Source organism: Glycomyces sp. NPDC050141, from assembly GCF_055586545.1.
In genome coordinates this window covers 1-19,754 of record NZ_JBVJHZ010000037.1, presented here as the reverse complement: position 1 = coordinate 19,754, position 19,754 = coordinate 1, and the positions used below count along the sequence as shown (strand labels likewise).

15 protein-coding genes are annotated in these 19,754 nt (G+C 69.7%); 9 read left to right on the top strand and 6 right to left on the bottom strand.

Annotation, left to right across the window (positions count from 1 at the left end):
* Window positions 1-5 precede the first annotated feature (5 nt).
* Both ACZ60M_RS19840 and ACZ60M_RS19835 read right to left on the bottom strand, forming a co-directional pair.
* A complete protein-coding gene (locus ACZ60M_RS19840) occupies window positions 6-1,031 on the bottom strand; it encodes an ABC transporter permease (RefSeq protein WP_465420099.1) in 1,026 nt (341 codons plus the stop codon).
* 129 nt (window positions 1,032-1,160) lie between these two features.
* Window positions 1,161-2,843, bottom strand: coding sequence for an ABC transporter substrate-binding protein (locus ACZ60M_RS19835; protein WP_465420097.1), 1,683 nt, complete (start codon window positions 2,841-2,843; stop codon window positions 1,161-1,163).
* 520 nt (window positions 2,844-3,363) lie between these two features.
* On the opposite strand from ACZ60M_RS19835, the gene ACZ60M_RS19830 reads away from it, so the two are divergent.
* Window positions 3,364-4,464: a PQQ-dependent sugar dehydrogenase gene (locus ACZ60M_RS19830; protein WP_465420095.1), complete on the top strand. Its 1,101-nt coding sequence runs from the start codon at window positions 3,364-3,366 to the stop codon at window positions 4,462-4,464.
* A 40-nt stretch (window positions 4,465-4,504) separates the two neighbouring features.
* Here ACZ60M_RS19830 and ACZ60M_RS19825 read toward each other — a convergent pair whose 3' ends face one another.
* Together ACZ60M_RS19825 and ACZ60M_RS19820 are read right to left on the bottom strand one after the other, a co-directional pair.
* Window positions 4,505-5,260 carry an SDR family oxidoreductase gene (locus ACZ60M_RS19825; RefSeq protein ID WP_465420093.1) on the bottom strand — a complete coding sequence of 252 codons (756 nt, stop codon included), beginning with the start codon at window positions 5,258-5,260 and terminating at the stop codon, window positions 4,505-4,507.
* Window positions 5,261-5,262: 2 nt separating this feature from the next.
* Window positions 5,263-6,285, bottom strand: coding sequence for a zinc-dependent alcohol dehydrogenase (locus ACZ60M_RS19820; RefSeq protein WP_465420157.1), 1,023 nt, complete (start codon window positions 6,283-6,285; stop codon window positions 5,263-5,265).
* Window positions 6,286-6,411: 126 nt separating this feature from the next.
* Between ACZ60M_RS19820 and ACZ60M_RS19815 the strand changes: the two genes are divergently transcribed.
* From ACZ60M_RS19815 to ACZ60M_RS19805, 3 genes are all read left to right on the top strand, one after another.
* A complete protein-coding gene (locus ACZ60M_RS19815; RefSeq protein WP_465420091.1) occupies window positions 6,412-7,422 on the top strand; it encodes a LacI family DNA-binding transcriptional regulator in 1,011 nt (336 codons plus the stop codon).
* A 105-nt stretch (window positions 7,423-7,527) separates the two neighbouring features.
* Window positions 7,528-8,832: an L-fuconate dehydratase gene (locus ACZ60M_RS19810; protein WP_465420089.1), complete on the top strand. Its 1,305-nt coding sequence runs from the start codon at window positions 7,528-7,530 to the stop codon at window positions 8,830-8,832.
* 151 nt (window positions 8,833-8,983) lie between these two features.
* Complete coding sequence (locus ACZ60M_RS19805) at window positions 8,984-10,378, top strand: glycoside hydrolase family 43 protein (protein ID WP_465420087.1); 1,395 nt, start codon at window positions 8,984-8,986, stop codon at window positions 10,376-10,378.
* Window positions 10,379-10,452: 74 nt separating this feature from the next.
* On the opposite strand, the gene ACZ60M_RS19800 is transcribed toward ACZ60M_RS19805, so the two are convergent.
* Both ACZ60M_RS19800 and ACZ60M_RS19795 read right to left on the bottom strand, forming a co-directional pair.
* Window positions 10,453-11,757 carry an RICIN domain-containing protein gene (locus ACZ60M_RS19800; RefSeq protein ID WP_465420086.1) on the bottom strand — a complete coding sequence of 435 codons (1,305 nt, stop codon included), beginning with the start codon at window positions 11,755-11,757 and terminating at the stop codon, window positions 10,453-10,455.
* A gap of 247 nt (window positions 11,758-12,004) precedes the next feature.
* Window positions 12,005-12,775: a FadR/GntR family transcriptional regulator gene (locus tag ACZ60M_RS19795; RefSeq protein ID WP_465420084.1), complete on the bottom strand. Its 771-nt coding sequence runs from the start codon at window positions 12,773-12,775 to the stop codon at window positions 12,005-12,007.
* Window positions 12,776-12,908: 133 nt separating this feature from the next.
* On the opposite strand from ACZ60M_RS19795, the gene ACZ60M_RS19790 reads away from it, so the two are divergent.
* From ACZ60M_RS19790 to ACZ60M_RS19770, 5 genes are read left to right on the top strand one after another with little or no spacing between them, the layout of a single operon-like run.
* Complete coding sequence (locus ACZ60M_RS19790) at window positions 12,909-14,177, top strand: ABC transporter substrate-binding protein (RefSeq protein WP_465420082.1); 1,269 nt, start codon at window positions 12,909-12,911, stop codon at window positions 14,175-14,177.
* 2 nt (window positions 14,178-14,179) lie between these two features.
* Window positions 14,180-15,157, top strand: coding sequence for a carbohydrate ABC transporter permease (locus ACZ60M_RS19785; protein ID WP_465420081.1), 978 nt, complete (start codon window positions 14,180-14,182; stop codon window positions 15,155-15,157).
* Window positions 15,157-15,984 (top strand): carbohydrate ABC transporter permease, encoded by an 828-nt coding sequence (locus ACZ60M_RS19780; protein ID WP_465420079.1) that lies wholly within the window; start codon window positions 15,157-15,159, stop codon window positions 15,982-15,984. The genes ACZ60M_RS19785 and ACZ60M_RS19780 overlap by 1 nt, the downstream gene beginning before the upstream one ends.
* A 1-nt stretch (window position 15,985) precedes the next feature.
* Window positions 15,986-17,215, top strand: coding sequence for a mandelate racemase/muconate lactonizing enzyme family protein (locus tag ACZ60M_RS19775; protein ID WP_465420077.1), 1,230 nt, complete (start codon window positions 15,986-15,988; stop codon window positions 17,213-17,215).
* 37 nt (window positions 17,216-17,252) lie between these two features.
* A complete protein-coding gene (locus ACZ60M_RS19770) occupies window positions 17,253-19,658 on the top strand; it encodes an RICIN domain-containing protein (RefSeq protein WP_465420075.1) in 2,406 nt (801 codons plus the stop codon).
* Window positions 19,659-19,754 lie beyond the last annotated feature (96 nt).

Here is a 19,754-nt window from a genome sequence, read left to right as displayed (position 1 = left end):
GTCGGTCACCACAGGCTCGTCCCCGTCGTCCGCCGCGAGATCAGGTTCGCGGAAAGCACCATCACAAGGCCGATCAGCGCCTGGAAGAGGCCGATCGCCGTCGCATAACTGAGGTTGTTCGACACCAGGCCGACCCGGTAGAGGTAGGTCGAGATGATGTCGGCGTTCTCGTACGTCAGCGGGTTGTACAGCAGGAACACCTTCTCGAAGCCCACGTTCAGGAACGAGCCGATGTTGAGGATCAGCAGCGTCACCATCGTGGGGCGGATGCCCGGCAGCGTGACGTGCCAGGTCTGCCGCCAGCGGTTCGCGCCGTCGATCTTCGCCGCCTCGTACAGCGAGTCGTCGATCGAGGTCAGGGCCGCCAGGTAGAGGATGGTGCCCCAGCCGATGGTCTGCCACACCTCGGAGCTCACGTAGATGAAGCGGAACCACTCGGCGCGCTGCAGGAACGGGACGGCTTCGCCGCCGAAGGCGGTGACGATCTGGTTGACCGTGCCCTCCAGCGACGTCAGCTGCATGACCATGCCGACGATGATGACGATCGACAGGAAGTGCGGCAGGTACGAGATCGACTGCACCCACTTCTTGAAGTACGTCTGCCGCACCTCGTTCAGCATGAGCGCCAGCACGATCGGCAGCGGGAAGCACACCACCATCGTCAGGCTGCCCAGGACCACCGTGTTCGTGAAGACGTGCCAGAACGACGGGTCGTTGATGAACATCTCGATGTAGCGGACGCCGACCCATTCGTCGCCCAGGATGCTGCCGCCGGGGCGGAAGCGCCGGAATGCGATGACGTTGCCGATCATCGGGCCGTACTTGAACACCAGGAAGAAGATCAGCGGCACGATGGCGAGCGTGTACAGCTGCCAGTCGCGCTTGAACGCCTGACCCCAGGTCTGCTTCCGCTTGCGGGGCCGCGCCTTCGGCGCCGCCGCGCGCTGGCGCGGCAGCGCCGCCGGGGCGGCGCCCTCGGTGGCCCCGCGGGCCTCGGCCCGCGGGGACTGCTCGTCTTGAGTGAGGGGCATAAGTGCTCCCTCCCGTCCGGGCCGGGGTCAGAGCGGCTGATTTGTGAGTGCGGCGAAGCCGTACTTACCAGCCGCCCGGCGGCTGATGTGCGCGGCGGAGCCGTGCTCACCAGCCACCCCGGCCCCGGATCAGGAGTTCTCCTCCTCGAAGCGCTCGCGGGCCGTGTTGATGAGGTCGACGTACGCCTGCAGGCCCGAGGCCTCCAGCTCGCCGACGAAGGCGTCCCATTCGGACATGTCGCGGTCGCCGAGGATGAACTTCAGCGTGTTCGTCTCGACGGCGTCCTGGAGCGGGGTCGACTGCAGCGAAGCCTGCTCCAGCTCCATCTCGTCGAGCGGCGCGGGCGGGTTCGGGTCGCGGGGGGTACGGCTCGAAAGCACGGCGTCGATGTACTCGACGAAGGCGGGCGAGTTGTAGGACTCCTTGAGCGCCCGGGCTTCGGTCGAGTCGGCGAACACCGCGTTCGACCAGCCGAGGTCCTTCTGGATGTCCGTCGCAGCGCCCTTGTTGATGTTGTACGCGTCGAGGCGGAACTCCGGCTTGAGGGTGATCTTGCCGGAGGCGTCCTTCGTGTAGGTCTCGTCGAGCACGCCCCAGCGGAGCAGCTCGCGGGCCTCCTGGTTGTAGTAGAGCCAGTCGAGGAACTGGAGGATGGCGAGGAAGTTCTCGGAGTCGGCGATCTCCGCGTTCAGCATGAAGCCGTTCCAGAAGTTGCGCGGCTCGCAGATCTGGCCGGCCGGGCCGCCCGGCGGGGGGATCACGATGACTTCGTGGTTGCCTTCGCCCACGGTCTCGTTGAGGGCCACCTGGAACTCGATCGCGGTGCCGGGCGAGCCGGACGCCGCGAAGACGCGGTTGGCCGCGACCTTCTCGGTGACGCTGCCGCCGCCGGTGCCGTCGTCCGCCGCGGTCATCGAGTCGGTGTCGAGCAGGCCGTCCTCGACGAGGCCGCGGAAGAACTCGACCATCTGCCGGTAGCCCTCGGTCACCGCGGTGTACTCGAGCTTGCCGGTACCGTCGTCGACCATGCCGTTGCCGAAGCCCCAGCCGGCCCGCGCGCCCCACGCGTGCGAGGCGTAGTTGAGCATCGACATGCCTTCGAAGCCGTCGGCGAGCGGCGTGGAGTCGGGGTACTCGGCCTTGATCTTGACCAGGGCCTCGCGCATCTCGTCCCAGGTCTCGGGGATGCCGCCGGCGACGGACTCGAAGACGTCCTTGCGGATGACCACGGTGAACACGGGGACCGAGACCTCCTGGAGGCCCGGCAGCATGTAGTACTTGCCGTCGGACTGCTTCAGGTTGTCGATCATCTCGCCCAGGTCCCACTCCTCCACGTACTTCTGGAAGTTGGGCATGTGCTCGACGTAGTCGCTCATCGGCAGGATGGCGCCGGAGGACACGAACGAGTTCTCCTCGCCGGTGTAGACCAGCGGGATGACGGTCGGGGCGTCGCCCGCGCTGATCAGGAGACTGCGCTTCTCGGTGGCGTCACTGAACGGGATGTTCGTGACCTCCATCTTGACGTTGGTGCGCTTCTCGATCTCCTTGAAGAACTGCCACTTGTCGGTGATGGGCAGGTCCGGCCAGTCGGTCCACAGGACCGAGAGGGTGAACGCCTCAGTCGCCGTGAACTGCATGTCGGCGGCGAAGTCCTCCATCGCGCCCTTGGACTGCGCGTCGATGTCGACATCGGCGCCGCCGCCGTCGTCACTGCAGGCCGCGAGCGCGGCCATGCCGGACGCCGCGAGCGAGAATCCGATGACTCCGCGACGGGTGGCTCCGTTGGGCGTCCGCCCGAACACACCTGACATGTCTCTCCTCCTTGAGATGGCCCAAAAACTCCGCCCTCCACACATGCTCGGTGGGCGAGATCTCACTGCCGTAACGATCGAAACTTTCGGGGCTATTTCCGATAACTTCCAGAGCTTAGTTTCTACAACCAGTGATGTCAATGAATCTCTTTTGGTTATCCGAGAGATACGGAGCGTGAGAATTCGGCGGCGTAATGCAATGCGGACGAACCGCCGTAATCTGATCATCTGAGCCGTGATTTTCCCAGGCAGCGGCATTGTCGGCGGCGATGATCGACTCGGATTCCGGAACACCCGCCTTCACGCCGATTCGTCGATTCCGCGTCGAATGAGCAGGCCCGGGCAAGCCTTATCCACGCCCGTAACACGCCGGAACTTCCAAAGGTCTGATGACTGTCCGGAAGTTTTCGCGGGCGGTACGTCATACCGCGTCCCGAATGCCCTAGGAGGTACTGACACGGCCTGCCTCGGCGGTGCGGGCGGTCCTACAGTGGAGGGCGCCGAGAGGGAAGGACGGTCCATGTCCACCAGACGTCAGACACTGCGGCTCACGGGAGTCGCGCTCGCGGCGGTGCCGCTGGCCTCGTGCACCGGGGACCCGGAGGCAGCGGAGCCCACCACCGCACCGGCCACCAGCGCCGCGCCCTCGCCGACCGAGGCCCCGCTCCAGCTCGGCGAGCCCGAGGTCGTCACGAGCGGGCTCCAAGCGCCCTGGTCGATCGCGTTCTATGAGGGCGTAGCGCTCATCAGCGAGCGCGACAGCGCCCGCGTCCTCGAACTGGACGCGGCGGGCGCGGCCCGCGAGGTCGGCGTCGTCGACGGCGTGGAGCCGGAGGGCGAAGGCGGCCTGCTCGGGATCGCGGTCCTCGACGGTTTCCTGTACGCGTACTTCACCGGTTCCGACGAGAACCGGATCGAGCGGTTCGCGCTCGAAGGCGCGGCCGGTTCGCTCGCTCTCGGTGCGCCGCAGGAGATCCTGGCCGGGATACCGGCCGCGGTCAACCACAACGGCGGGCGCATCGCGTTCGGCCCCGACGGGATGCTCTACGCGACCGCCGGAGACGCCGGGAACCCCGGCAACGCGCAGGACCGCGACGCGCTGGCGGGCAAGATCCTGCGGATGACCCCCGACGGCGGCGTCCCCGAGGACAACCCGTTCCCCGGGTCGCTGGTCTACTCGTGGGGGCACCGCAACCCGCAGGGCATCGCGTGGGACGAGGCGGGCACCATGTGGGCCACCGAGTTCGGGCAGGACACGTGGGACGAGCTGAACGTCATCGAGCCCGGCGTGAACTACGGCTGGCCCGAGGTCGAAGGGATCGCCGGGAACGCTGCATACACCGATCCGGTGCAGCAGTGGAGCCCCGACGAGGCCAGCCCCAGCGGCATGGCGATCACGGGCGGCACCGCGTTCATCGCGAACCTGCGCGGGCGGCGCCTTCGCGAAGTGCCCCTGAGCGATCCGGGCACGTCGACCGAGCACTACGTCGAGGAGTACGGCCGCCTCCGGGACGTCGCGGTCGCCCCGGACGGGTCGCTGTGGGTCCTCACCAGCAACACCGACGGGCGCGGCGACCCCGGCCCGGACGACGACCGCGTCCTGCGCATCGCCCTCGGCTGACCGCCGCGCCCCTAGGGGGTGGTTAAGCATCCCCTAAAGATCAGCGGCCGAGCCAGCCGCCGTCGACGGGGATGACCGTGCCCGAGACGTAGTCGGAGGCGGCGCTGGCGAGGAACACGGCGGCTCCGGCGAGGTCGCTCGCGCGGCCCCAGCGTCCGGCGGGGATGCGCTCGAGGATGGCCTTGGAGCGGTCCGGGTCGTCTTGCAGCGCTTGGGTGTTGTCCGTGGCGATATAGCCGGGGGCGATCGCGTTCACGGTGACGCCGCGGGCGGTCCACTCGTTCGCGAGCGCGCGGGTGAGACCGGCGATGCCGGACTTCGCGGCCGCGTACCCGGGGACGTTGATGCCTCCTTGAAAGCTCAGGAGGGAGGCAGTGAAGACGATCTTGCCGCCGCCGCGTTCGAGCATTGCGGCGCCGACGGCGCGGGTGAGCGCGAACTGGCTGGTGAGGTTCACCTGCAGGACTTCGTCCCAGAACGCGTCGGGGTGCTCGGCGGCGGGCGCGCGGCGGATCGTGCCGGCGTTGTTGACGAGGATGTCGACCGGTTCGGCCGCGAGGGCATCGGCGAGCGCGGTGACCTGTGCGGGGTCGTTGAAGTCGGCGCGGATCGCACGGAACCTGCGGCCCAGGGCGGTCACGCGCTGCTCGATCGCGGAGCCTTCGGGTTCGATGGTGGCGGAGACGCCGATGACGTCGGCTCCGGCTTCGGCGAGGGCTTCGGCCATGGCGAAGCCGATGCCGCGCTTGGCGCCGGTGACGACGGCGAGGCGGCCGTTGAGGTCGAAGAGGGTCACGGTTACTCCTGTCCGGCTTGGACGTCGATGAGGATCTTCATGGCCTCGCCGCTGTGGAGGGCGTCGAACGCGGCCTGGATGTCGTGCAGGGGAACGGTCTTGGTGATGAGGGCGTCGGCGGGGATCGCGCCGGTGTCGAGGAGGGCGACGGCGGTGTCGAAGTCGTCGCGCTGGTAGACGCGGGCGCCGAGGAGGCGCAGTTCGCGCCAGAAGACGCGCTGGAGGTTGATCGGGCGCGGTTCGGGGTGGATCGCGACGACGACGAGGGTGCCGCGGACCTTGGCGTAGTCGACCGCGCCGAGGACGGCCGCGGCGGCGCCGGAGACCTCGAAGACGGCGTCGGCGCCCGCGCCGCCGGTCCACTCCTCGACCCAGGCGAGGGTGTCGTCGCGGGGGTCGAGGGCGGTGAAGCCGAGGTCGGCGACGGCCTTGCGGCGCTTGTCGTCGAGTTCGATGACGGCGACCTCGCCGCCGAAGGCGCGGGCGACGGCGGCGATGAGGACGCCGATGGGTCCGCCGCCGATGACGACGGCCTTCTGGCCGGGTTCGAGTTCGGCGCGGCGTACATCGTGGACGGCGACGGCGGTGGGTTCGACGAGGGCCGCGTGCTGGAGCGAGAGGGTCTCGGGGAGGGGCACGAGGAGTCCGGCGGGGACGTTCCAGCGGCCTTGGAGCGCGCCGGGCGAGTCGATGCCGACGAAGTCGAGGTTCTGGCAGATGTGGGAGTTCCCGGCCAGGCAGGCCGGGCACGTGCCGTCCCAGGCGAGGGGCATGACGGTGACCGGGTCGCCGACTGCCCAGCCTGCGACGCCGTCGCCGAGGGCCGCGACGGTGCCGCTCATCTCGTGGCCGATGACGGCCGGGGTGCTCACGCGGGCGTCCATGTGGCCGCTGAGGATGTGGAGGTCGGTGCCGCAGATCCCGTTGTAGGCCACGGCTATCTGGACCTGGCCGGGCGCGGGCGGGGAGGGCTCGGCCTCGCTCACCTGGATGGTCCGGTTTCCTGCGTACTGTGCGGCGAGCACGGTGCCTCCATGTTTGTAGGCGGTCCAGTGGGACGGGGTGCGGTCGGTCGCGGATGAGGATCGCACATATCCAGCATTTGCGCAATCGTTTGCTCAGCGGTTTGGCGGATGGGCGATACTGGAGCCGTGGTGAAACTCAGCGATGTGGCGGCCCGGGCGGGCGTCTCGGTGTCGGCGGTCTCCAGGGTGCTCTCGGGCGACCCGTCGGCGCGGCTCAGCGAGGCGACCCGGGAGCGGGTGCGCAAGGCGGCCGCGGAGGTCGGCTACCACCCGAACTTCGCCGGGCGCGCTTTGAAACTCGCACGCACCGACGTCATCGCGCTCATCGTGCCGGACGTGACGAACTCGCTGTTCGCCGAGCTCACCCGGGGCGTGGAGGACGAGGCGGCCACGCGCGGCTGCGTCATGCTGCTGGCCCGCAGCGAGGACATGCACCCCGGCGGGCCCATGTTCGACAAGCTCGTGGGCGAGGGCCGGGTCGACGGCATCGTGCTCCAGCCCCGCGACGACGCCGACCCCGAAGAGCTGGCGCAGTCGGTGGGCGAGCGGGCGCCGCTGGTCACGATCCACCAGCGCATCCCCGGCGCGAGTTCGGTGGTCGTACCGGACGCGCTCGCGGCGCGGCGGGCCACGGAGCACTTGATCGCGCTGGGGCACACGAGGATCGGGTTCGCCGGAGGGCTGGCGGGTTCGCCGACCGCGCGGCGGCGCGCGGCGGGGTACAACGAGGCGCTGGAGGCGGCCGGGATCGCGCGGGACGCGGACCTGGTCACCTGGCGTGGCTACCGCGAGGCCGACGGGCGGGCGTCCGCTGCGGAACTGCTCGCACTCCCGAAGCGGCCCACCGCGATCGTGGCCGCGAACGTCAACGCCGCGGTCGGGGTACTGGCGCAGGCCCGGGCGCAGGGACTGGCCGTGCCCGGCGACCTCTCGGTGGTCGCGATCCACGACGCGTGGACGGCCGCGCACACCTGGCCGCCGCTCACCTGCGTCCGGTTGCCGCTCTACGAGCTCGGGCGCGCGGCGGCCTCGCTGCTCGCGCAGGTCGTCGACGGCGGACCGGTCGAGCAGCGCAGTGTGGAGGACCCGGAGCCGGTCCTCATCGAGCGGGAGTCGACCACCCCGCCGCGCGGCTGAGGCACGGCCCCCTCTTGCGGATCGACGCGACCACGGTTAAGGTCAACGCCTGATCAATCGTTTGCGCAAACGAGCCCCGCCCCGATTCGAACCGAGGACCACCGCATGACCACCATCGAGGCCGTCGAGGCCCACGATGTCCGCTTCCCCACCTCGCAGACCCTCGACGGCTCGGACGCGATGAACAAGGACGGCGACTACTCCGCCGCCTACGTCGTCGTCCGCACCGACGACCCCGACCTGGCCGGGTACGGCTTCACCTTCACCATCGGGCGCGGCAACGACATCGTCACCGCCGCCGCCCTCCACTGGGCCGTCAGGCTCATCGGCCGCGACCTCGACACCGTCCTCAACGACCCGGGCGCGCTCTACCGCGAGCTCCAGTCCGACTCGCAGTACCGCTGGCTCGGCCCCGAGAAGGGCGTCGTCCACATCGCACTCGCGGCCGTCATGAACGCCGTCTGGGACCTCGCCGCGCGCGCCGCGGGCAAGCCCCTGTGGCGCCTCCTCGCCGACATGACCCCCGAGCAGCTCGTCGACGCCGCCGACCTGCGGTACCTCTCGGACGTGCTCACCCGCGAAGAGGCCCTTGCGATCCTGCGCGAGCAGCAGGGCACGCGCGCCGACCGCATCGCGAACCTCGAAGCGCGCGGCGGCTACCCGTGCTACACCACCAGCGCGGGCTGGCTCGGCTACAGCGACGACAAGCTCCGCCGCCTCCTCCAGGAGGCCGTCGACGAGGGCTACCGCCACGTCAAGCTCAAGGTCGGGGCCGACCTCGAGGAGGACCGGCGCCGCCTGGCCATCGCCCGCGAGGTCATCGGCTGGGACGCCAAGCTCATGATCGACGCCAACCAGGTGTGGGACGTGCCCGAGGCCATCGAGTGGGTCAAGGCCCTGGCCGAGTTCGAGCCGCACTGGATCGAGGAGCCCACGAGCCCCGACGACGTGCTCGGCCACGCGGCCGTACGCCGCGCGGTCGCCCCCATCGGGGTCGCCACCGGCGAGCACGGCATGAACCGGGTGCTGTTCAAGCAGATGCTGCAGGCCGAGGCGCTCGACTACCTCCAGCTCGACTCGGCGCGGCTCGCGAGCGTCAACGAGATCATCGCCGTGTACCTGATGGCCGCGAAGTTCGGCGTGCCGGTGTGCCCGCACGCGGGCGGGGTCGGCCTGTGCGAGCTCGTGCAGCACCTGTCGATCTTCGACTACGTGTGCGTCTCGGGCACCTTGGAGGACAGGGTGACCGAGTACGTCGACCACCTCCACGAGCACTTCACCGACCCGTGCCTGGTCGAGCACGGCAACTACCTCCTCCCGGCCAGGCCCGGCTACTCCGCCGAGATGCGGCCCGAGTCGGTCGCCGAGTACTCGTTCCCCGACGGGGCCTTCTGGAACGCCGACCGGTAGGAGAGGACCGAAGGGGCCGCCGCGATCGCGGCGGCCCCTCGCCATACCCATCGACATCAATCTATTTACAGATGAAAACCCCATGGCTACCCTGAGTTGCACACCCCTGAACTTTCGAGGACGACCACGAACGTTTCGAAACGAGGTACCCATGAAGACCCTCCGACCCGGCCGGCGCCGGGCCGCGGCGGCGGCGCTGGCCGCCGTGCTCGCCGCGGCGCTGCTCGCCGTCACCGCCGATCCGTCGCCCGACCCGGCACAGGCCGACAACCCGATCGTGCAGACCGTCTACACCGCCGACCCCGCGCCGCTGGTCCACAACGGCCGCCTCTACCTCTACACCGGGCACGACGAGGACGGCTCGACCTGGTTCACCATGAAGGACTGGCGGGTCTGGTCGACCGACGACATGGTCAACTGGACCGACCACGGCTCGCCGCTGAGCATCGACACATTCGCGTGGGCCCTCCAGGACGCGTGGGCGGGCCAGGCGGTCGAGCGGAACGGGAAGTTCTACTGGTACGTGCCCGTCGTCAACGACGCGACCGGCCGGATGGCCATCGGCGTGGCCGTCGCCGACAGCCCGACCGGCCCGTTCCGGGACGCCATCGGGCGCCCGCTCGTCGAGAACGGCGAGATCGACCCCACGGTCTTCATCGACACCGACGGCCAGGCGTACCTGTACTGGGGCAACCCGAACCTGTGGTACGTGAAGCTCAACGCGGACATGACCTCATTCTCGGGCTCCCCGACCAAGATCCAGCTGACCGCGCAGGGCTTCGGCTCGCGGCCGAACAGCACCGAGCGGCCGACCCTCTACGAGGAGGGGCCGTGGTTCTACAAGCGGAACTCCTTGTACTACATGGTGTTCGCCGCGCAGTGCTGCTCGGAGTTCATCGCGTACTCGACCTCCCCCGGGCCGACCGGGCCGTGGACCTACCGGGGCACGATCATGCCGACCCAGGGCTCCAGCTTCACCAACCACGCCGGGGTGATCGACTACAAGGGAGGGTCGTACTTCTTCTACCACAACGGCGCGCTGCCGGGCGGCGGCGGTTTCACGAGGTCGGTGGCCGTCGAGAAGTTCAGCTACAACCCTGACGGGACGTTCCCGCAGATCAACATGACCTCGGCGGGGGCGCCGCAGATCGGGACCCTCAATCCCTTTGCGCGCCAAGAGGCCGAGACGATCGCGTGGGCCAACGGGATCGAGACCGAGCGGGCGGGCTCGGGCGGGATGAACATCGGCTGGATCGAGAACGGGGACTGGGTCAAGGTCAAGGGCGCCGCGTTCGGCAACGGCGCCAGGACCTTCGGCGCCCGCGTGGCCTCGGCCACGGGCGGTGGCACGATCGAGGTGCGGCTCGACAGTCCGACCGGGACGCGGGTCGGCACGTGCGCGGTCCCGGCCACGGGCGGTTGGCAGACCTGGACGAACGTGTCCTGCCCCGTGAGCGGCGCGACCGGCACGCACGACCTGTACCTGCGGTTCACCGGCGGCAGCGGCTACCTCTTCAACGTGGACTCGTGGCAGTTCGCGGCCTAGCAGCGCGGAACGGGCCTCCCGTGCGGGAGGCCCGTTCCTCTAAGCGCGGCGCTGAGGGCACGCCGCCCGGCGGATCAGACCAGGGACCAGCTCTGGCTCGACGAGCCGTTGCAGGTCGCCAGGACCACTCCGGTGCCGTTGGCGGTGCCGTTGTTCGCGGTGCCCAGGCACAGCCCGGACTGGACGCCGGTGATGGTGCCGTTCGCGTTGACGTTCCACTGCTGGTTCGCCCCGCTGTGGCAGTCCCAGATGATGATCCGGGTGCCCGGCGCGGTCCCCGCGCCCTCGGCGTCGAGGCATTTGTTGCCGTACACCGAGAGCTGCTTCGACGCGGTGGCCGTCCACTGCTGGTTGGCGCCGGTGTGGCAGTCCCACAGCTGGAGCAGCGCGCCGTTCGAGGTGGACTGGGCCGCGACGTCGAGGCAGCGGTTCGCCCCGGCGTTCCTGACCTGGTCGGTCTCGGCGGGCGGGGTGGAGGAGAACTGGCTGATGAAGTTCCAGACCTCGCCCTTCACCCAGCTGCGGGCGCCGCTCTCGCAGCCCGTGCAGCCGTCGACCGGGCCCTGCTGGTGGCCGCCGTCGAACGCCGCCCACCGGACCGGCTTGCCGTCCCGGCACGAGTAGTTGCTGGTGATGTGGGTGCCGCTGCCTGCGGCGGGTTCACGCGGACTCATCGCCGCGCAGCCGTTGTTGGCCACGAAGCGGTCGCGCATCGCCCGCGCGTTCGGCATGGAGTCGTTGACGCCCTGGATGCCGAAGTACGCCACCGCACCCGAGCCGCCGCTGCACCCGCTCACGGGACCGGGGACGGCGATCGCGATCACCGCGCGGAACACGTCGGGACGGGCGCAGGCGAGGGCGTAGCTCATCGCCCCGCCGTAGCTGAAGCCCAGCGAGAACCGCTGCGACTGGTCGACGCAGAGGTCGGCCTCGACGCGGCGGATCATGTCGTCAAAGAAGGTGACGTCAATGCCGTTCCCGTTGGCCCATGCGTTGTTCTGGCCCTGCGGGGCAATGAAGATCGCCGAGCCGTTCGACAGCGCGTCGAGCCCGTAGTGGGCGTAGACGGCGCCGTCGGTGCCGCCGGAGGCGACGTCGTTGGCGGTGCCGCCCCACCAGTGGTTGCCGAAGATCAGCTTGTACGGCTTGTTGCGGTCGTAGTTCGCGGGGACCTTCAGGATGAAGCTGCGGTTCTGGCCGCTGCTCTGGATCGTGTGGGTGCCGCTGCTGAGCGTCGGGGCCTTGCCGCAGCCGGTGCTGGCCGCCGCGGTCACATCGGCGGCCTGAGGCGTGTCGGCGGCCTGCGCCGTCGCCGCCCCGGCCGTCGCCATGACGATCGCGGCCGCGAGGCACGCGAGTACGGATCTGAATCTCGACATCGGACGAAACTCCTTGTGGGTAGGGCTCATGGGAGACCTGCGGGTCGGCAGCGCATGAGAGGTCCGGTGCGGAGGGTGCGGCCGGGCACCGGCTGGAATCGCTCCCAACCGGCGCGGAGATCAGGCCGTGCGGTGCCTTGAATATCGACGTTAGTCTATATAGATTGGATCTATGAGGTCAAGACCCGGGGAGTATCGGAAGTTTGCCGATGTATGTCCTTGTCGCACAGGGACATACATCGGATGTCTAGCGCGCCAGTCGGTCCGGGTCGCCCTGCTCGGCGCGGCGGACCAGCCACGCGTCCGTGATGTGCGCGAACATCGCCTCGGCGGCGCCCTCGGGGTCGCGGGCCGCGATGCGCTCGCAGATGCGGCGGTGGCCCCGGTTCGACGCCTCGCAAAGGGCGCGTTCGGTCTTACCCATGTAGCTGGACGTGTTGATGACCTGGCTCTCGAGCGAGCGCACGACGGCGCGCGCGATCCGGTTGCCCGAGGCGCGCATGACGGTGTCGTGGAAGGCCCGGTCGTGCTCGTGATAGGACTCCGGGTCGTCCACCAGCTCGTCCATGCGGTCGACGAGCTCGCGCATCCGCTCCAGGGCGGTGTCGTCGGCGGTGCGGGCGGCGACGTTCGCCATGTCGGACTCGAGGAGCCGCCGGGTGACCACGACGTCGTCGAGGATGCCGAGGGTCGCGTCGTCGTCGATGACCGCGGCGAGGACCAGTTCGTCGAGCAGGTTCCACGAGGTCGGCGGCTGCACCGCGGTGCCCGAGCCCTGCCGGATCTGGACCAGGCCCTTCTCCTGCAGGACCTTCACGGCCTCGCGGACCACGGTGCGGCTCACCGAGAACGTCGCGCAGAGGGCGTGCTCGGCGGGCAGCGTCGACCCGGCGGGGTAGTCGCCGCGCACGACGCGCCGCACCAGCTCGCCGGTCACGGCCTTCGCCAGGTTGACGGGCCGCCGCGACCAGGTCGGGGGTTCGGGCTCTTGCACCGTGGGGCGCTGCACTGCCGTCATCGTTCCTCCGGGGCTCGGGGTCGCCGCCCAGTGTACGTCATCAGTCCATTGACGTAAGACGTCATACAAGTTACGTTTACTGGCGACCCTGTGAGCCGGACCCCTCCGGTACCCCTACAGAGAGTGATCTGCGATGAAGCGACGAGCACTATGGTCGACCGCTCTGGTTGCGCCCCTGGCGCTCTACGGATGCGGCAGCGCGGCCGGGCCGGACTCCTCCGGCGGCGGCGACGGCGGCACCCTCGTGGTCTGGGACTGGAAGTCCGGCGACGCGACCGCCGAGTCCTATATCGAGGCGGCGAAGGCCGACTTCGCCGCGAAGCACCCCGACGTCGAGGTCGAGTTCGTGGCCCAGCCGTTCGACCAGTACTACAACCTGCTGGGCACCGCGATCCAGTCCGGCGAAGGCCCCGACGTGATGCTCTTCAACGGCGGCGGCCAGCTCCGCGACCGCACCGATGCGCTACTGCCGCTTGAGGACTACGTCGCCGAGGACATGGAGCGCCTGGCCGGGTGGGAGGCGTTCACCGCCGACGGGCACGTCTACGCCGCGCCCGTGACCCTGCAGGGCCACCCGATCTACTACAACAAGGCGCTCTACGAGCAGGCCGGGCTCGACCCCGACGCGCCCGCTGCCACCTGGGAGCAGTTCACCGCGGACTGCGCCGTCATCAAGGAGACCACCGGCGCCGACTGCTTCGCCTTGGGCAACAAGGAGGGCATCGGCATCCAGTTCTTCCTCTCCGGCCTGGGATCGGGGGTGCTGACCCCGGCGGAGTACGACGCCTGGATCGCGGGCGAGCGCGACTGGAGCGCCCCCGGCGTGAAGCGGGTCTTCGAGCTGTGGGTCGAGGCCGAGCAGGCCGGGCTCAACAACGAGGGCGTGAACTCCACCGCGATGTTCAACGACCAGTTCGCGCTCTTCGACGCCGCCGGGGCCGCCCACACGATCGGGCTCATGTCCGACGTGGGCCACTGGAAGGACTTCGGCGAGTTCCTGGGCGCCGACAACGTGGGCGTCATGCCCGCGCCCGTGGCCACCGCCGGGGCCGAGCCGAGCCTGCCGTACGACGGCGGCATCGGGTACGGCGTCGCCGAATGGACCGCGGACCCCGGACTCGCCGCCGACCTGGTGCGCTCGCTGTCCTCGACGGCCGCACTGGAGGCGTTCTACGCGGACGCGGGCGCGATCGCCGCCGACACGACGATCGACGCCTCGGGTTCGGGACCTGCCACCGCCGAGATCGTCGACGCGATCCAGACCGGGAAGCCCGCGCTGCACGTGGCGCTCTCGGCCGAGACCATCGAGCTCATGGGCCGCCTGTCGCAGCAGCTCCTCAGCGGATCGGTCACTGTGGACGACGCCTTGAGCCAGCTCGCCGCGAGCGACCAGGCGGGCTAGGGATGCCGGGCACCACGACTCCGGTCCGGACGAGTGAGGGCGTCCGGACCGGCCCTCAGCCCCCGCGGCGCCGCGGCAGTGTCGTGAGAGGCACAGCCGGGCGCGGCGCCGCGGGCTCCTCCAGGGCCGAACGGCTCGCACCGTACGTCCTGGTCGCCCCGGCGGTCCTCGTCATCGGCGCGTTCCGCCTGTACCCCTTGGCACTCGGCGTGAACTTCTCATTCACCGGCGACGGCGAGCGGAACGGGCAGGCGGTCGGGTTCGACAACTACGCCGCGCTGTTCGAGGACCCGCTCTTCACGACTTCGATGAGGAACGTGGGGCTGCTCGTGCTGCTGCTTCCTGTCGCCGTGGCGGTCCCGGGGCTGCTCGCCACGTTCATCTACCTGCGGGTGCCGGGGCACCGCGTCTACCGGAGCGTGTACTTCTTCCCCGCCGTGCTGTCCCCGGTGATCATCGGGGCGATCTTCAACCTGCTGCTGGCCTTCGACGGGCCCGTGAACGCGCTGCTCGGCACCGTCGGGCTCGGGCCCGTGGACTGGCTCGGCGACCCCGATATCGCGATGTACGCCGTTGTGGGCGTGCATATCTGGGCGACGTTCGGGATGGCGCTCGTGGTGTTCCTCGCCGGATTCGCCACTTTGGACGCGTCCCTGGTCGACGCGGCCCGGGTGGACGGGGCCTCGCTGCCGCGCGTCGTGCGGCACGTGATCGTGCCGGGGCTCTCGCGGACGATCCAGTTCGTCGTCGTCACCACCATGATCGGGCTGCTCACCTCCATGTTCGGCCTCGTCTACGTCATGACCGGCGGCGGCCCGGAGGGCTCGACCTACCTGCCCGAGTACTACGTCTGGTTCCAGCAGGGGCAGATGGGCCGCCCGGCCCTCGCGTCGGCGGCATCCACAGTGCTCTTCGGCGTGATGCTCGTGGTCGGGCTCGCCCAGATCGCGGTCCTGCGCCGGGCCGGGAGGGAGGACTGATGTCCCCGCTCAGAGCGGGACGCTGGCTCGCCGCGATCCCCATGGCCGCCTTGGCCATCGCCACCGTGTACCCGCTGCTGTTCACTGCCAACGTCGCGATGAAGACCCGGCACGAGTACGTGCTCGACCGCTTCGCCCCCGCCGAGGGCCTGCGCTGGGACGCGTTCGCCACGGCGTGGGAGCACGCCGACATGGGCCGCTACCTCGCGAACTCGGTCCTGGTCGTGACCGGCTCGGTCGCGCTCCTGCTGCTGTTCGGGTCGATGGCCGGGTTCGCCTTGAGCCAGTTGCGGTTCCGGGGGTCGAGGCTGCTGTACCTGGCGGCCCTCTCGGCGCTGTTCATCCCGTTCCAGGTCATCATGGTGCCGCTGGCCCGGACCATGGGGCAGGCCGGGCTCATCGACACCTATCCCGGGCTGATCCTCGCGTACACCGCGCAGTTCCTGCCGTTCACGGTGTTCCTGATGACCAGCTACTACAGCGGCATCCCGGCCGAGATCATCGACGCCGCGCGGATCGACGGCAACTCGGTGTACGGGGTCTACGGCCGGATCATGCTGCCGCTCGGGCGGCCCGCGCTCCTGTCCGTGGGCATCCTCAACGCCCTGTTCTGCTGGAACGACGTGCTGATCGCGCTGCTCATGATGCCCTCGGCCGAGCACCGCACCCTCATGGTCGGGGTGACCTCGCTGCGCGGCCAGTACTCCGCGGACATCCCCACTTTCGCTGGGGGCGTGCTCATCGCGGCCCTCCCGGTGCTCGTGTTCTACCTCTGCTTCCAGCGCCAGATCGCCACCGGTGTCACCGCCGGGGCCACGAAGGGATGACATGCGGATCACCGGTTACCGCACGCTGACCACGGTCCAGGAGTGGGCGCGGCCCGTCGGCGACGCCAACGGCGTCTTCGCCGACGGCGTCACCACGGTGCCCGTGGTGCTGGTGGACACCGACGAAGGGCTCACCGGAGTCGGGATCGGCTCGCACTTCGGGATCGACGCGGTCTTCGGCGCGATCGACGGCGAGGACCCGCGCAGCGTCACCGCGCTGTACGACCGGATGCAGCGGCGCGCGTTCAAGGCCGGGCACGGCGGGGCCCTGTTCGGCACGATCGGCGCGCTCGACACGGCCCTGTGGGACCTCAAGGCGCAGTACGCGGACGAGCCGCTGTGGCGGTTCCTCGGCGGACGCGACCGGGTCGTGCCCGCGTACGCGTCCGGGCTCGACATCGGCCTGGACGACGAGGACCTGGCGGCGGCCTACCGCGTGTACGCCGAGCGCGGCCTGCGCGCGGCCAAACTCAAAGGGGGCCTTGACGTCGCGGCCGACCGGCGCAGGCTCGGCATCGTCCGGGACGTGCTGGCCGAAGCGGGCGCGGCACGGCCGGGCCTCATGCTCGACGCGAACGAGACGTGGTCGCGCAAGGAGGCCGTGCGCCACGTGCGGGAACTGGAGCGCACAGTGGACCTCGCGTGGGTCGAAGAGCCCGTGCGGCGCTGGGACGCCGAAGGGCTCGCGGTCGTGCAGCGCGGTGTGCGCGCGGCCGTGGCGACCGGCGAGAACCTGACCGGGCTGGAGCAGTTCCGCCCGCTCCTGGAGGCCGGCGGCGTCGATATCGTCCAGACCTCGGCCGTCGGAGGCGTCACGCACTTCCTGCGCGTCGCCGCCCTCGCCCACGCCTTCGACCTGCCGGTGAGCCCCATCGGGAACATCCCCGTAGGGCTGCTCCACGCCGCCACCGCCGTCCCCAACCACCTCGTGAGCGAGCTGCAGGACCTGCGCCCGCCCGTCGGCGTCACCGCCGACCTCGACATCGGGGACGGCGCGTTCGTCCTCGGCGACTCCCCCGGCCTGGGCATCCACGTCCATGAGGGAGTCATCGCCGGGCTCGGACGCGAGCCGCGCCCGGCCGACCCCGCCGGGCCGGGCGTCCGGCCCGAGCGCGCCGGGCTGCGCCTGCTGGCCACCGCCTTGCAGCGCAACGAAACCGACCGATCCCCTGCTCGCCGCGGAATGGAGGACCCCGAGGCACCGCCCGCCCGGCGAGTACCCGTCACCTAGCAACCCCGCCTCGCCAATGAAGGAAAGGCACAACGACATGCGGCACTCACCCCCGAAGCGGCACCGAGCCCTCTGGGCGGCCCTGCTTCTCGCCGTCGCCGGAGCCCTCGCGGGCCTCGGCGCTTCCCCGGCCCAAGCGCAGACCGCGTACACCTACTACGTCTCCCCCAACGGCGACGACGCGAACCCCGGCACCGCCGCCCAACCGCTCAAGACGCTCACCGAGGCCCAGAAGCGGGCCCGCACGGCGGCAGGAGCGGGTGACGGCGACGTCCGAGTCAACCTCCTCGACGGCACCTATCGGCTCGCGAGCGCGTTGCGGTTCAACGCGAGCGACTCCGGGAAGAACGGCCACACCGTCACCTGGCAGGCAGCCGACGGCGCGAATCCGGTCGTCACGGGCGCGCAGCCCGTCACCGGCTGGGTCCTCGACGACGCGAACGCCGGGATCTACCGGGCGGACGTGGGCACCGGATTCGACACCCGGCAGCTCTATGTGGACGGCGTGCCCGCGCAGCGGGCCCGCACCTCGATCGCGGCGGGCGACATGACGCTCAACGCCTCAGGGTTCACGCTCAACAACGGCAACTTCGACTACCTCGCGTCGCTGCCCGACAAGCAGCGCATCGAGTTCCAGGGCCTCCTGTCGTTCACCAACCGGTTCGCGCCCGTGCAGGGCATCAGCGGCCGCACCGTGACCATGCAGCAGCCCGCGTGGGACAACAACACCTACGGGTACGACACGATCCAGAGCCCCTTCCGGGGCCCGACCTACTACCTGCTCAACTCCAAGCGCTTCCTCGACCAGGGCGGCGAGTGGTACCTCGACACGGGCGCCGGAAGGCTGTACTACAAGCCGCTCCCGGGCCAGAACATGGCGAACGCGAAGGTCGAGCTGCCGAAGCTCGAAACGCTCGTCGAAGTCGGCGGCACCTATGATGCGCCGGTGAAGGCGCTCGAGTTCTCCGGGCTCACCTTCACCGGCACGAGCTGGCTCGACCCCGGCTCGAACAACGGGTACGCGAACCAGCAGACCGGCACGTTCATCACCGGCGTCCAGTCCCAGCGGCCCTCAGACGCGTTCACCTCGTGCAAGTCCGGCTGCAAGGGCTTCGAGGCCGCGCGCAACGTCTGGGCGCAGGTGCCCGGCGCGGTGCAGGTCTCGGCCGCCGACGGGATCACGTTCGCGGACAACCGTTTCGTGAACCTCGGCTCCGTGGGCCTGGGCATCGGCAACGACGCCAATGCGCACAGCACCGGGGTCGGCCTGGGCGCCAGGAACATCAAGGTCCTGCGCAACGAGTTCACCTCCAGCGCGGGCGGCGGCATCGTGGTCGGCGGGGTCCGGCCCGACGCCCATCACCCTGGCGATTCGCGGATGCTGAACAGCGACATCCTCATCAGCGACAACAGCGTGCACGACACGGCTGTGGAGTACCTCGACCACGCCGCGATCCTCGGCACCTACGCCACCCGGCTCACGATCGACCACAACTACGTGTCGGACATGCCGTACAGCGGCATCAACGTCGGCTTCGGCTGGGGCGCGAACGACCCCGGCGGCAGCCCCGAGTACCTCAACCGGGGGCTCTACGACTTCCAGCCGATCTACCAGACGCCCACGACCTCAAGGGAAGTGCACGTCACGGGCAACCACGTCCGCAATGTCGTGGAGACGCTCTGGGACGCCGGGTGCATCTACTCGCTGTCGGCGCACCCGAGCAGCACGATCAACGGGAACTTCTGCGAGAACAGCGGGCAGCTGGGCCTGTACTTCGACGAGGGCTCGCGGTACTTCACGGCCAGCGGCAACGTCTTCCGCAACACCGCGGGCCAGTGGGCGCACGCCAACAACCAGAACAGCAACCTCACCGGCGACATGACCGTGACCGGGAACTTCACCACGAACTCGGCCATCACCGGGCTCGTGGACGGCCAGCGCGGCAACACCGTCAGGAACAACACGACCTTCAACGCGGGCTCGCCTCCGGCCGAGGCGTCGCGGATCATGGCGGACGCGGGGCCGCGCGAGAACGGCGGCGGCACGACCGCCGGCGCGCTGCGCTCGGTGAGCGCGACCCGGTGCCTGGACGTGCCGGGCGCGGTCACCACGAACGGCACGCAGGTGCAGATCTGGGACTGCCATACCGGTGCGAATCAGCAGTGGACGTACACGGCCGCAAAGGAACTGACTGTGTACGCCGACGGGAGCAAGCGCTGCTTGGACGCTTCGGGCGGCGGGACCGCGAACGGGACCCTGGCGATCATCTGGTCGTGCCACGGCGGTGCGAACCAGCAGTGGAACCGGAACGCGGACGGGACGGTCACGAACGCGGCTTCGGGGCTGTGCCTCGACGTCTCGGGGCTGGGGACCGCCAACGGCACGAAGGTGCACCTGTGGACCTGCACGGGCGGCTCGAACCAGCAGTGGACGCTGGGGTAGGCCCGGCCTGAACCGGTGACGGGGGGGGGGGGGGGGGGGGGGGGGTGCGCCAGGTTCTTCTTTTTTGTTTCTTTTGGGGGGTGGGGGTGTGTTGGT

What these genes read in the sequence shown, in the direction of transcription:
- ACZ60M_RS19840 (WP_465420099.1), bottom strand. Translation starts at nt 1,031, where the DNA reads ATGCCCCTCACTCAAGACGAGCAGTCCCCGCGGGCCGAGGCCCGCGGG.
- ACZ60M_RS19805 (WP_465420087.1), top strand. Translation starts at nt 8,984, where the DNA reads ATGAAGACCCTCCGACCCGGCCGGCGCCGGGCCGCGGCGGCGGCGCTG.
- ACZ60M_RS19835 (WP_465420097.1), bottom strand. Translation starts at nt 2,843, where the DNA reads ATGTCAGGTGTGTTCGGGCGGACGCCCAACGGAGCCACCCGTCGCGGA.
- ACZ60M_RS19810 (WP_465420089.1), top strand. Translation starts at nt 7,528, where the DNA reads ATGACCACCATCGAGGCCGTCGAGGCCCACGATGTCCGCTTCCCCACC.
- ACZ60M_RS19785 (WP_465420081.1), top strand. Translation starts at nt 14,180, where the DNA reads ATGCCGGGCACCACGACTCCGGTCCGGACGAGTGAGGGCGTCCGGACC.
- ACZ60M_RS19780 (WP_465420079.1), top strand. Translation starts at nt 15,157, where the DNA reads ATGTCCCCGCTCAGAGCGGGACGCTGGCTCGCCGCGATCCCCATGGCC.
- ACZ60M_RS19770 (WP_465420075.1), top strand. Translation starts at nt 17,253, where the DNA reads ATGCGGCACTCACCCCCGAAGCGGCACCGAGCCCTCTGGGCGGCCCTG.
- ACZ60M_RS19795 (WP_465420084.1), bottom strand. Translation starts at nt 12,775, where the DNA reads ATGACGGCAGTGCAGCGCCCCACGGTGCAAGAGCCCGAACCCCCGACC.
- ACZ60M_RS19775 (WP_465420077.1), top strand. Translation starts at nt 15,986, where the DNA reads ATGCGGATCACCGGTTACCGCACGCTGACCACGGTCCAGGAGTGGGCG.
- ACZ60M_RS19790 (WP_465420082.1), top strand. Translation starts at nt 12,909, where the DNA reads ATGAAGCGACGAGCACTATGGTCGACCGCTCTGGTTGCGCCCCTGGCG.
- ACZ60M_RS19800 (WP_465420086.1), bottom strand. Translation starts at nt 11,757, where the DNA reads ATGTCGAGATTCAGATCCGTACTCGCGTGCCTCGCGGCCGCGATCGTC.
- ACZ60M_RS19830 (WP_465420095.1), top strand. Translation starts at nt 3,364, where the DNA reads ATGTCCACCAGACGTCAGACACTGCGGCTCACGGGAGTCGCGCTCGCG.